Below are 12231 nucleotides of genomic sequence, written 5' to 3'. Positions count from 1 at the left end.
GGAATTTAAACTAACTTTTCAAGAAAAAAATATTTTTTTAAAAATAAAGAAGGAAAAGAATGAACCATGTCGAAATATATGCAAAGACAAAATAAAAAGGTGGTGTTACCAATTGTTAGTGCGATTGAAATTTTAGCGAATCGGATTATCACAGATGCAGCACGGAACCAAGCGACAGATATTCACATAATACCGCGAAAGAAGGACACACTTGTTCAAATCCGTTTAACCAACAAACTCATTCCCCGATTATCCCTTCCAAAAGATGAATGCGACAGATTAATCTCACACTTTAAATTTACAGCAAATATGGATATCGGTGAAAGAAGACGCCCCCAAAGCGGTGCCATTTTTTGTGAGGTAGACGGACAATTAATGGGGCTCAGGCTTTCAACACTCCCCTCTAACAACAGAGAAAGCCTCGTCATCAGGTTATTACCCCAACAAGAACAGATTCCATTCCACCAGCTTTCATTATTCCCGGCAATGACGCGGAAATTGCTGGCCCTGCTCAAGCACGCCCATGGCTTAATCATCTTTACCGGTCCCACCGGCAGTGGGAAGACGACTACTCTCTATTCTCTTTTAAATGAAACAGCCCACTTATTTCATCGCAATGTCATCACATTAGAAGATCCTATCGAAAAAAACTATGACTCTGTTCTTCAGGTACAAGTGAATGAAAAAGCAGGCGTAACCTATGCTGCTGGTTTAAAGGCGATTCTTCGCCACGATCCCGACATTATCATGGTTGGAGAAATCAGGGATGCTGAAACCGCTAAAATTGCCGTCAGAGCGGCCCTTACAGGGCATTTAGTACTCTCAACTATGCATACAAGAGATGCCAAGGGAGCAGTTTACCGCCTCCGTGAATTTGGTGTGAATTGGCTGGAGGTCGAGCAAACATTAATTGCGGTAACCGCTCAAAGACTAGTAGAACTTACGTGCCCATTCTGCGAAGGTGAATGTTCGCCCTTATGTTATTCCTATGGAAGGTGGAAACGAGCGAGTGTGTTTGAACTGTTGTCTGGAAGAAATTTAAACACAGCGATGAAAGCGGCAAAAGGGGAAAAAGTCGAAACACATTACAGAACCCTTAGTAAGGTGATTAACAAGGGGATTGCACTTGGATACATTCAAGAGTCGGAGTATGAACGGCTGGTGTTTGCTGATGAAACCACGTAAATGGCCCATGAATGAACAAGCTAGTTTCTTGAAGAGAACAGGGGAATTATTAGCACGGGGCTATCCAATTGCAGAAGCAATTGAGTCGATAGCATTACAATTACCGTCGAAAAGAAAGGAGGAATTAAATGGATGTTTGATTGAGTTAAAAAACGGCACCCCTTTTCATGATGTCCTAAACAATTTGGGGTTCCACAAAGATTTAATTGGTTATGTATATTTTGCGGAACAGCATGGGAGCTTTGCTGATGCCTTGTTAGAAGGGAGTGAACTCGCACTTTTAAAGGATAAAGATGTGCGGAAACTTCTTAAATTACTCCAATATCCAATATTATTAATGTTTATTACCGGTTTACTTTTTATTTTCATTGAAAATACATTGCTGCCACGGTTTACAACACTTTTTTCCTCACTCGGTCTTGAAGCAAATTTTTTCACGAAGGTCATCTATGCTTTTGACCAGTATTTCCCGATTGTAATCGGTGCGGTGTTAGTGCTCCTCTTCCTGACAGCAGTCTATTACTTTTTTGTATTTCGAAAACTCTCCATCCTGCAGCAAAGGTCACAGCTTGTACGAATCCCAATCGCCGGCAGGATCCTCAAATTGCTCTTTACTCACTACTTTTCCATTCAACTAAGCTTCTTATTATCTGGTGGAATTTCGGTCTCTGAAGCACTAATTCTTTTCGAAAAGAATGGGCGGCAGCCTTTCTATAGCCGAGTAGCTGAAGAGATTAAAATAAAGCTTGTTACCGGAGAAAAATTAGAATCAATTTTAGCAGACTTTTCGTTTTTCGAAAAGGAATTTCCGATGATTATTAAACATGGCCAAGAAAATGGAAAATTAGAGCAAGAACTGTTGTTTTTCAGCAAACACTGCGTCACAAACATGGAAGAAATGATTGAAAAAAGTTTAAAAACTATCCAGCCCCTTCTTTATTTGTTTATTGGATTTCTCGTTGTATCCATGTATTTAGCGATATTATTACCAATGTTCCATTTGCTTGATGGAATATAAAATGGAGGAATAAACATGTTGAAAAATGAAAAAGGCTTTACGCTCATTGAAATGATGATTGTTATGCTTGTCATCTCTGTGTTATTAATTGTCACCATTCCAAATGTCGCCAAACATAATTCAAATATCAATAACAAGGGCTGCGACGCATACGTGAAAATGGTACAAGCACAAGTTCAAGCGTATAAAATGGATAAGAACAAAGTGCCAACCCTTGCAGAACTTAAGTCAGAGGGATATATAAATCAAGAAGCAGCAGGCTGTCCAAACGGAAAAGACGTCATGATTGATACTGAGGGTAATGTCACGGCAGTTGCAAAAGTAACTAATCCATAATGGACAACCGCGAAAAAGGATTTACCCTAATTGAGTCTTTAGTCGTTTTTTCCATTTTTATGATTATTTCCTCCATTACCGTTTTTTTCTTAAAGCCGCAGCACACGGTAATGGAGGATAAGGTTTTTTTAACTCAATTACAAGCAGATCTGCTGTATGCACAGCAATATGCAATTTCACACCAGCATGAAGTGTCAGTCACATTTCAGCCAAATAACTATCAATATTATATGATTACACGATCGGATCATCCCGCTTTTCTCGTGAGGAAATATTCTTCAAAAGTTTTGCTAAGGGAAGGTTCTATCCCATTGTATTTCAAATTCTTAAGTGACGGAAATGTTAACAGGTTTGGAACCATCCTTATCTATACCCCAAAAAAGAATTACAAACTAACCGTTTTGATTGGAAAGGGACGGTTTTATGTTGCGGAACAATAGTGGTTTTTTTTTACTAGAATTGTTGTTATCACTGTCAGCTTTGTTCATGCTGAGTTTATATTTGCTGCCATTATTAATGGAGTTAAGGGAACAATCCTGGCAATTAAAAATAGAGAATACAGCGCGAAAGCTTATGTATGAAGAATTGCAGGCAAAGATTAGTGATGGTCAATCCTTTAATAATTACTCCATCATTCGAAATAAGGTGGAGTACAAAATCAATTGGAATGATTTAGGATTGGACGGCCGAAAGGAGGTGTGTGTGAAGGTTGAAAAAATTAGTACCCTCCCGGAATGCAAAGTTTGTGGTGTACTCGAATGAGAGAGCTTTTACTCTTATTGAAGTTTTGATTGCCTTTTCAATCTTTTCCACCATTATTTTCTTTATGTCCCCAATTTTTCAAATACTACTTAACACAAAAAGTAATGACAGCAATTTACAGGCAATGGAATGGGAGGTATTTTCCAGCCAAATAAAAAAAGAAGTACGGCTTGCTTCACGGGCGGATGTTAGCTCGGGGCGTTTAATCCTCACAAAGGGTTCGGAGATCATCCAAATTGAGGTGTATGGGACGAATATCAGAAGAAGGGTAAATTCAACTGGGCACGAAATAATGCTCCAGAATGTTTCTCAATCGTCGTTCTCCGTCACAAATAACGTTGTTAAAATCAATGTTACAGACATCAGGGGTAAAGAATATGCAATTACATGCTATCCATTAATCAATTGGAATGCAGGCCAATGAAATATAACGAAAAAGGGTTTACCTACCCGCTTGTCTTGTGCCTGCTTATCATATTTCTGTTATTTTTCTCGATGCAAATTGAACAATTAGTTACAGAAAGCAAAATGGCTCACGAAACAACTTCGATCCTGCAACAGGAATATTATTTACTTTCTTCAGTGAAAAAAATGGAATCGGCAATACAAAATAATGGTATGAATCCATCAAAGGGATCGATTGTCTATGTAAATGGAACCATGGACTACCAAGCCGAAATCCCGGCCGGATCTGCCCAAAAAATAACCTTCACGCTTCGTATGAATTCCGGTGAAACCATCTCCGGTTATGGAACATTTGATACGAAATCAAAAAAAATGGTCAAGTGGGTGGAGCTTAAATGATTTGATTGAATTCTCTTCAAAATGGATATAATGTAGGTGTACAAAAAAGGCAGGTGTGTCCATGAAGACAAATGATTATGTAAAATACATGACCCAAACCATTGTAAAATATGTTGACCAGCCAAAAGATGAACGAAAACGACTTCGGATAGAGAAAAAGCAGACAAAGGCGGATTTTTGGTATCGATGGTTTGGGATATTACCCTATATCCTTTATTCAGAAGTGAAGAAGAAACGGAAACTCTAAAAAGTTGACTCCAAATTGTGAATAAACCCTATAATAAAAAGTCCATTACATTAAAACGAGGTGTAATGGACCTTTTGTTTCTTTATATAGCATTTTCTGTTAGATAAAAGAGGCCTCCATTGATGAACGAGATGTTTATTTTTGGTTCATACTGTTCCTGGAGAGCCTTTTTTTCTGTCTCGTAGCTTTCGTTCTCTTCATCTACGTCCTCATAGAAATGATTTAAGAGGTTTAAATCCTTATCCCAGCGTTTTTTTGCATCCTCTGCCCATGAGTGATCCTCTTTTTCAATGACTGATTTCAAATAGTTTTCAATTCTTAACATTCCGCTTTTCGGTCTAACTAATGGCGATAGAGTAAAGGAGTAGTCGGGTATTTTTGGTGTCAGCGGTATTTGCATTAATCGGTCGTGAAAATCCTCAACCATATGGCCATTAATCAACTGTAAGCCAATCGATTTAAAGACATCCCGCTTTCGGTCACATTGATAAGAGATCTTTACATTCATGCACAACCATGGCAGCAAGGGTGTTTGGCTGCCATGAAAGGAATGTTTCTCATAAAGGCGAATGTAACTGGCAAGACTTTTTGTTGATTCGAAAATTTGATGCAAACGCGGTGAACCAAAATGAATCGTTTCACCCTTAATATTTTCAGGGGCTTTTTCTTTGTTCGTGATAAAGGTAAGACGCATTGGATTTGGAACGCCGCCTGTCTTTTCTAAATAGTGCCAGTAAAATGGCCGGTTCATTAGTTCTTTATCAAGTTCGATTGTTAACTGGACTGTAAAATGACCAGCGTTATTTTCGACAATTGGGCACTCGTTTGCTTGAAAATAATCCAAAAGGAAGTCATGAATTTCCTGCTGCTGCATGTGAATCACCATCCTTCATGGTTTGAGCAAATTCAATCATTGATGATAAATTCTCCATCTTGATTCTCATTTCGCCTTCAGACGCGGATTGTCCAAAAATATCAATTAAATGATCTTCTATATTGCCAAATTCCAGCTTTGTTAAAATATCATCAAGCTCACCAATGACTTTTTCAAATAAATGAATCTTTTCATAAAGAAGCTTTAAGATATGTTCTTCAACCGTGTTCTTGATGGCGAAATTGTAAATCATTACATCCTTCTCCTGGCCAAGACGATGAATTCTTCCAATCCGCTGTTCGAGCCGCATCGGATTCCAAGGTAAATCAAAATTAATGATATGATTACAGAATTGGAGGTTAATTCCTTCACCGCCGGCTTCTGTTGCAATCAGTACCTGTGCATGCTTTTGAAACAATTCCCGCATCCAGTCCTTTTTCCCGCGCTTAAAGCCCCCGCGGAACGGTACAGAACTAATCCCATGCTGTTTTAAAAACCATTGCAGATACATCTGTGTCGCCCGATATTCGGTGAAAATGATAACCTTGTCATTAACGTTTTTAATTAATTCAAGAGCTTTTTCTGCTTTCGAGTTTTGCTGGACAGCTTCTACTTTTTGGATTAAAAACTGAATTTGATCCTCGAAGGCCTTAGTTGGATTCTCCTTTTTTTGGAGCATGTTTTTTAACGTATAAAATACAGCTTCCCTGCTGCTGCATGCCTCCCTCTGCAGCGTCATCACAGAGAACGCACTTGTCTGCGCCCAGTCCCCTTCGTTTTTGAGAGTGTTAATTGCTTGATAAAGCTCCTTTTCCGGTGGTGAAAATTCAATTGGTATCGTTTCCACATGCCGTTTCGTCCACTCAATTCCTGTATCGGCACGACGGTTGCGGATCATCACCTTGTTGACTAATTCCTTCAAATGTTCGTCATCATTTAACGATCGTGCATCTCGTTTGTATTTCTCATAGAATGCTGTTTCACTGCCTAAATGTCCGGGTTTTAGCAGGGAAACAAGATTAAAGATTTCCTCGATTCTATTTTGAATCGGTGTTGCTGTTAATAGTAAACAAAATTTCTTTTTTAGATTTTGCACAAATTCGTAGTTTTTCGTTTTATTATTTTTTAGTTTGTGTGCTTCATCAATAATAATGAGATCATAGTCCTGTTTATAAATAATATCCCGATGGGGGTTACGCTTTGCCGTATCGATGGATGAAACAACGACATCACATTGTTCCCATACATAACTTTTCCTTTGTGTAATCGCAGGGATGAAAAATTTGCTATTCAGTTCAATTGCCCATTGAGTGACCAAAGAAGCTGGGACAAGAATCAGTACTTTTTTCACTAAACCTCGTATCATGTACTCTTTTAAAATTAAACCGGCTTCAATGGTTTTTCCAAGTCCTACCTCGTCAGCCAGAATCGCTTTTCCATTCATGTTTTCAATTACTTGTTTTGCTGTTTCGAGCTGGTGTGGGAGGGGTGTTAAATTTTGCAGGTGATTAGGTGCTTGTAATCCCACGAATTCAGGGATTACTAAATGTTTTTCAACCCCGATTGCCAGCTTGAATAACTCCCAGTTCCCCCATGGCCCGTCGTTGTCAATTCTATGTAAAAAATCATCCTGCCAAGAGGAATCAAATTCAATTTTGACCGACATCATTTCAGCTCCTTTTCATGTAAAATGTTATTGCCCAATGTATGGGTTTAATGGTAGGATGATAATAGCTTTGAAAGTTTTAAATATTTTAATAAGGTAATTTATTTTTTAAGTATAATTAGTATGACCAAATTGGAAAATATTATAATGCGAATGATAACAAGGGGAGAGACTACCTTTGTAGCGCCGAAGGAGCAAGCAGAAATGTGAATCTCTCAGGCAAAAGAACTCTTGTTTGACGCAGCTCTGGAGAGTGCTGGTCCAATTCGGCCAGCCACCAAAGGGGAAAACCATTTAGGTAAACTTTCAGGTGCAAGGACAGAGACCTTCTTTCGTTAAAGGGAGGTTTCTGTCCTTTTTTGCGCCCTTTTTCAGAATGTTTACACTTTTTGTTGTTTTTCACTAATCCAAAACTGAATAGTAATATTTCCTGATTTTGTTATTAGTTCAATCTTTTTTAAAGAGTCATTTAAAACAAATTAATGAAGTGATGAGTGAAGGGGGACTTTAGGATGACAGAATTAAAACGTACTCCACTTTTTGAAGTGTATAAAGAAAATGGCGGGAAAACCATCGATTTTGGCGGTTGGGAGCTGCCTGTACAATTCTCCAGCATTAAGGAAGAGCATGAAGCAGTCCGAAATCGTGCTGGCCTGTTTGATGTATCCCATATGGGAGAAGTGGAGGTAAAGGGATCTGACAGCTTGCCTTACTTACAAAAATTGATGACAAACGATATTTCGAAAGTGAAAAACGGCGGTGCCCAGTATACAGCAATGTGCTATGAAAACGGCGGCACGATCGATGATTTACTTGTTTATAAAATCGAGGACGAACATTATCTTTTAGTGGTAAATGCTTCTAATATTGAAAAGGATTACAAATGGCTTGAAGAGCATCTAGAAGGTGATGTCAGCATCGAAAACCTTTCAGAAAAAATGGCTCAACTCGCTATTCAAGGACCTCTTGCCGAGAAGGTTTTGCAAAAACTGGCGCCTGACACAAATTTAAGTGATATTGGCTTTTTCAAATTCCAGCAGGATGTAAACATAAACGGCAAAAAGACTCTTGTATCTAGAACGGGGTATACCGGTGAAGACGGCTTTGAAGTGTATTGTGATGCAAATGATGTTGTCGAACTTTGGAGAGCGATTTTACAAACTGGTGAGGAGGAAGGGATTCTTCCGTGTGGATTAGGTGCGCGTGATACCCTGCGTTTTGAAGCGAATTTAGCCCTTTATGGTCAAGAACTTTCACCAGACATTTCACCGCTTGAAGCAGGAATTGGCTTTGCTGTGAAATTAAATAAGGAAGCTGACTTTATTGGTAAAGCTGCGTTAAAACAGCAGAAAGAAAATGGATTATCAAGAAAACTTGTAGGAATTGAAATGATTGACCGCGGAATTCCTCGTCACGGTTACGCTGTTTATAGCGGAGATGAGCTGATTGGCGAGGTTACTACTGGCACACAGTCACCAACTTTAAAGAAGAATATTGGACTTGCCCTCATTAAGACAGATTTTACCGGGATTGAAACCGAAATCGAAGTTGAAATTCGCGGGAAACGATTGAAGGCATCAGTAGTTCCAACACCTTTTTATAAAAGAGAAAAGTAAACGAAGGAGGGAGTTAGGTTTATGAAACATCGCTATTTACCTATGACTGAACAAGATAAGAAGGCTATGCTTGAAACCATTGGTGTTTCTGCAATTGATGAGCTGTTTAGCGATATCCCGGAAAAAGTAAGGTTCAAGGGTGAGTACAACATTAAAGCGGCAAAGTCCGAAACCGCGCTCATGAAAGAGCTTTTTAAATTAGCAGATCTTAACGCCGATCTTAAAAGAAATGTTTCTTTTCTAGGGGCTGGTGTTTATGATCATTACATGCCTGTAATCGTTGATCATGTGATATCTCGTTCCGAATTTTATACGGCTTATACACCATATCAGCCGGAAATTTCACAGGGTGAGCTGCAGGCAATTTTTGAATTTCAAACGATGATTTGTGAACTGACAGGGATGGATGTGGCAAACTCATCGATGTATGATGGCGGAACTGCTCTTGCTGAAGCTGCAATGCTTAGTGCCGGTCATACAAAAAGGAAGAAAGTTGTTGTATCAAGTGCTGTTCATCCTGAATATCGTGACGTTCTTAAAACGTACGCAAAGGGCCAATATATAGAAGTGGTAGAAGCTCCTGTTAAAGACGGAGTAACAGATATAGAGGCGCTAACGGCATTGGTAAATGATGAAGTTTCCGCAGTCATCGTTCAATATCCAAATTTCTTTGGCAGAATCGAACCATTAAAAGAGGTTGAGGAAATTATTCATGCGCATAAAGGTTTGTTTGTAGTAAACAGCAATCCATTATCTTTAGGGGTTCTAACTCCTCCAGGGAAATTTGGTGCAGATATTGTCATTGGCGATGCACAGCCGTTTGGTATTCCAACTGCATTTGGTGGACCGCACTGCGGCTATTTTGCAGTAACGAACAAATTAATGAGAAAGGTTCCGGGACGTCTTGTCGGCCAGACTGTGGATGATCAAGGACGCCGTGGTTTTGTATTGACACTCCAAGCGCGTGAACAGCATATTCGCCGTGAAAAAGCGACTTCAAATATCTGTTCAAACCAAGCGCTAAACGCCCTTGCTGCAGCTGTTGCAATGACAGCATTAGGTAAAAAAGGTGTCAGGGAAATGGCCGCAGCCAATTTACAGAAGGCACATTATGCAAAAACAGCTTTTAAAGAAGCTGGGTTTGAAGTCGTTAACGATGGATATTCCTTCAATGAATTCGTTGTAAAATTTGACAAACCGATTAAAGAAATTAATCAAAAATTATTACAAAGAGGAATTATTGGGGGCTATGATTTAGGCCGCGACTATTCTGAACTTGCTAATCATATGCTGATAGCCGTAACAGAACAGAGGACGAAGGAAGAAATCGATACTTTAGTGAAAGAATTGGGGGATCTGCATGCATAATCAAGACCAAGCGCTCATTTTTGAAGCTAGCACACCCGGCCGAATCGGATACAGCCTTCCGGAAATGGATGTACCAGAAGTAGATGTCTCAAGTCTTCTTCCTAACGAGTACCTTCGTTCGGAAGAAGCTGAACTCCCTGAGGTTTCTGAGCTTGATATCATGCGCCACTATACGGCTCTTTCAAAAAGAAACCATGGCCTTGATTCAGGATTTTATCCGCTAGGCTCTTGTACGATGAAATACAATCCAAAAATTAATGAAAATGTTGCCCGATTTAACGGTTTTGCCCATGTACATCCGCTTCAGGATGAAAGCTCTGTCCAGGGTGCACTCGGCCTATTATATGATTTACAGGAGCATTTAATTGAAATTACCGGAATGGATGAAGTAACATTACAATCGGCTGCCGGCGCACATGGAGAGTGGACAGGATTGATGATGATCCGTGCCTACCATGAGGCCAATGGTGATCTTAACCGGACAAAAGTAATTGTTCCAGACTCTGCCCATGGGACAAATCCTGCTTCTGCCACCATTGCAGGGTTTGAAACGGTAACCGTTAAATCAACTGATAAGGGTTTGGTTGACCTAGAGGACTTAAAGCGTGTTGTCGGTGATGATACAGCTGCCCTTATGTTAACAAACCCAAATACACTTGGATTATTTGAAGAACATATTCTTGAAATTGCTGATATTGTTCATGATGCAGGCGGAAAGGTTTATTATGACGGGGCGAACTTAAATGCCGTTTTATCGAAGGCTAGACCTGGAGATATGGGCTTTGACGTCGTTCATTTAAATCTTCATAAAACCTTTACAGGCCCGCACGGCGGCGGCGGCCCTGGTTCCGGCCCCGTCGGAGTGAAGGCGGATCTCATACCGTATTTGCCAAAACCAATTATTGCAAAGCGCGGCGAAGAATTTATACTTGACTATGATCGTCCGCAATCAATTGGCCGTGTTAAGCCGTTCTATGGAAACTTCGGCATTAATGTTCGTGCCTATACGTATATCCGTTCCATGGGACCTGATGGATTAAAGGCTGTAACAGAGTATGCGGTATTAAATGCTAACTATATGATGAGAAGATTAGCAGAGCATTACGATTTACCTTTTGACAAACATTGTAAGCACGAGTTCGTTCTTAGTGGAAAGCGTCAGAAAAAATTAGGTGTCCGTACGTTGGATATTGCGAAACGCCTGCTTGATTTTGGCTACCATCCGCCAACCATTTACTTCCCGTTAAATGTGGAAGAATGTATCATGATTGAGCCGACTGAAACGGAATCAAAAGAAACGCTTGATTCTTTCATTGATATCATGATTCAAATTGCCAAAGAGGCGGAAGAAAATCCGGAGGTTGTTCAAGAGGCACCACATACAACTGTTGTCGGACGCTTGGATGAGACAATGGCCGCTCGTAAACCGATTTTAAAATACCAAAGAGCTTAATACTGAAAAAGGTCAGATTCGATGCTTGAATCTGGCCTTTTTTATTTAAATAACAAAGGTTCCGGAACAGTTCCGGAACCTTCATTAATCATTTATTTTTTCGCCTTTACTTTACCTGTCCATTTCTTGAATCCGCCTTGCAGCTGTGTTAGGTCTTTATAGCCTTTTCTGTGTAAAAATTGCGCTGCACGTGCACTGCGCATCCCGCTTTGGCAATACAGGTAAACAGGCATATCAGGACGGATTTCTTTCATGCGCATTTTCATTTGTGACATGGGAATATTACGTGCACCTAAAATATGGCCGCCATCGAATTCGTTTGCTTCACGAACATCTATTAGTTGTGCCTTTCTGTACCCTGCACGGAAATCTTCCTCAGTTACCGTTTTTACAATCCTTTTTTGATAAAAATAGGTGAAAACGGAGTAGATGATAAGTGCTACGATCATGATTAATAAAACATAAAGTGAGTTCAACTTCTTTTTGCTCCTTTCAAGCTTTGTTGCACTAGTTTTTATTATATAAGTCATTCCCCTAAAGATAAAGATGAAAGGGGAAAAATCTTTCATTTTTGTCTAATTAAATTATAGCAGAATCATCACGTTTTGAAATCATATCAGATTTTGGTAGACTAATTCTTGAAAACATTTTTAAAAAATGAGGTTTGTTCATGAAAAAAGAAGTATGGCGTTTTATCGATTCTGGAAATTGTTCACCATCTTTTAATATGGCGTTGGATGAAGCATTACTAGATTGGCATAGTGAGGGAAAAATCCCTCCGGTTATACGATTCTACGGCTGGAATCCTCCCACTCTGTACTGTGGGCTATTTTTCAAAAGGTAGAAAAGGAAATTGACATGGAGGCCGTCAAAGAACATGGGCTGGGGTTTGTCAGGAGACC

The 12231-nt window shown here is 39.6% G+C and carries 14 protein-coding genes, 1 pseudogene and 1 riboswitch; of the genes and pseudogenes, 12 read left to right on the top strand and 3 right to left on the bottom strand.

Annotation, left to right across the window (positions count from 1 at the left end):
• Nucleotides 1-78: 78 nt before the first annotated feature.
• The 8 genes from comGA (at nucleotide 79) to ACO1D1_RS17715 (ending at nucleotide 4352) form a co-directional block, all read left to right on the top strand.
• Nucleotides 79-1185, top strand: coding sequence for a competence type IV pilus ATPase ComGA (gene comGA / locus ACO1D1_RS17750; protein WP_149872755.1), 1107 nt, complete (start codon nucleotides 79-81; stop codon nucleotides 1183-1185).
• Nucleotides 1172-2203 carry a competence type IV pilus assembly protein ComGB gene (gene comGB / locus ACO1D1_RS17745; protein ID WP_423336601.1) on the top strand — a complete coding sequence of 344 codons (1032 nt, stop codon included), beginning with the start codon at nucleotides 1172-1174 and terminating at the stop codon, nucleotides 2201-2203. The genes comGA and comGB overlap by 14 nt, the downstream gene beginning before the upstream one ends.
• Before the next feature lie 15 nt (nucleotides 2204-2218).
• Nucleotides 2219-2539 (top strand): competence type IV pilus major pilin ComGC, encoded by a 321-nt coding sequence (gene comGC, locus ACO1D1_RS17740; protein ID WP_149870972.1) that lies wholly within the window; start codon nucleotides 2219-2221, stop codon nucleotides 2537-2539.
• A complete protein-coding gene (gene comGD, locus ACO1D1_RS17735; protein ID WP_149870971.1) occupies nucleotides 2539-2979 on the top strand; it encodes a competence type IV pilus minor pilin ComGD in 441 nt (146 codons plus the stop codon). The genes comGC and comGD overlap by 1 nt, the downstream gene beginning before the upstream one ends.
• Before the next feature lie 46 nt (nucleotides 2980-3025).
• Nucleotides 3026-3301, top strand: a complete 276-nt coding sequence (locus ACO1D1_RS17730) for a hypothetical protein (RefSeq protein WP_149870970.1) — start codon at nucleotides 3026-3028, stop codon at nucleotides 3299-3301.
• Nucleotides 3249-3725, top strand: a complete 477-nt coding sequence (gene comGF, locus ACO1D1_RS17725) for a competence type IV pilus minor pilin ComGF (protein ID WP_223820794.1) — start codon at nucleotides 3249-3251, stop codon at nucleotides 3723-3725. The genes ACO1D1_RS17730 and comGF overlap by 53 nt, the downstream gene beginning before the upstream one ends.
• The gene (comGG, locus tag ACO1D1_RS17720) at nucleotides 3722-4105 is read left to right on the top strand and encodes a competence type IV pilus minor pilin ComGG (RefSeq protein WP_423336600.1); all 384 of its coding nucleotides are present in this window, start codon (nucleotides 3722-3724) and stop codon (nucleotides 4103-4105) included. The genes comGF and comGG overlap by 4 nt, the downstream gene beginning before the upstream one ends.
• A 61-nt stretch (nucleotides 4106-4166) precedes the next feature.
• Nucleotides 4167-4352 (top strand): YqzE family protein, encoded by a 186-nt coding sequence (locus ACO1D1_RS17715; protein WP_149870968.1) that lies wholly within the window; start codon nucleotides 4167-4169, stop codon nucleotides 4350-4352.
• Between the two features lie 82 nt (nucleotides 4353-4434).
• Here ACO1D1_RS17715 and ACO1D1_RS17710 read toward each other — a convergent pair whose 3' ends face one another.
• Both ACO1D1_RS17710 and ACO1D1_RS17705 read right to left on the bottom strand, forming a co-directional pair.
• Complete coding sequence (locus ACO1D1_RS17710; protein WP_149870967.1) at nucleotides 4435-5226, bottom strand: YqhG family protein; 792 nt, start codon at nucleotides 5224-5226, stop codon at nucleotides 4435-4437.
• Nucleotides 5204-6892, bottom strand: coding sequence for a DEAD/DEAH box helicase (locus tag ACO1D1_RS17705; RefSeq protein ID WP_149870966.1), 1689 nt, complete (start codon nucleotides 6890-6892; stop codon nucleotides 5204-5206). The genes ACO1D1_RS17710 and ACO1D1_RS17705 overlap by 23 nt, the downstream gene beginning before the upstream one ends.
• Before the next feature lie 153 nt (nucleotides 6893-7045).
• Nucleotides 7046-7133: riboswitch (glycine riboswitch) on the top strand.
• Between the two features lie 271 nt (nucleotides 7134-7404).
• Here ACO1D1_RS17705 and gcvT point away from each other — a divergent pair.
• The 3 genes from gcvT to gcvPB are packed head-to-tail and all read left to right on the top strand — an operon-like array spanning nucleotide 7405 to nucleotide 11329.
• Nucleotides 7405-8508, top strand: a complete 1104-nt coding sequence (gcvT, locus tag ACO1D1_RS17700) for a glycine cleavage system aminomethyltransferase GcvT (RefSeq protein ID WP_149870965.1) — start codon at nucleotides 7405-7407, stop codon at nucleotides 8506-8508.
• Between the two features lie 21 nt (nucleotides 8509-8529).
• A complete protein-coding gene (gcvPA, locus tag ACO1D1_RS17695; RefSeq protein WP_423336599.1) occupies nucleotides 8530-9876 on the top strand; it encodes an aminomethyl-transferring glycine dehydrogenase subunit GcvPA in 1347 nt (448 codons plus the stop codon).
• On the top strand, nucleotides 9869-11329 hold the full coding sequence (gene gcvPB, locus ACO1D1_RS17690) for an aminomethyl-transferring glycine dehydrogenase subunit GcvPB (RefSeq protein WP_149870963.1): 1461 nt from the start codon (nucleotides 9869-9871) through the stop codon (nucleotides 11327-11329). Before gcvPA ends, gcvPB begins: the two co-directional genes overlap by 8 nt.
• A 92-nt stretch (nucleotides 11330-11421) precedes the next feature.
• Here gcvPB and ACO1D1_RS17685 read toward each other — a convergent pair whose 3' ends face one another.
• Nucleotides 11422-11805, bottom strand: a complete 384-nt coding sequence (locus tag ACO1D1_RS17685) for a rhodanese-like domain-containing protein (protein ID WP_149870962.1) — start codon at nucleotides 11803-11805, stop codon at nucleotides 11422-11424.
• A gap of 194 nt (nucleotides 11806-11999) precedes the next feature.
• On the opposite strand from ACO1D1_RS17685, the pseudogene ACO1D1_RS17680 reads away from it, so the two are divergent.
• Nucleotides 12000-12231, top strand: a pseudogene (locus ACO1D1_RS17680) (lipoate--protein ligase family protein); the annotation flags it as partial.

The sequence above is a fragment of the Neobacillus sp. 19 genome, from assembly GCF_049463095.1.
Taxonomy (GTDB): domain Bacteria; phylum Bacillota; class Bacilli; order Bacillales; family Cytobacillaceae; genus Neobacillus.
This window is presented reverse-complemented; position numbering and strand designations above follow the sequence as displayed.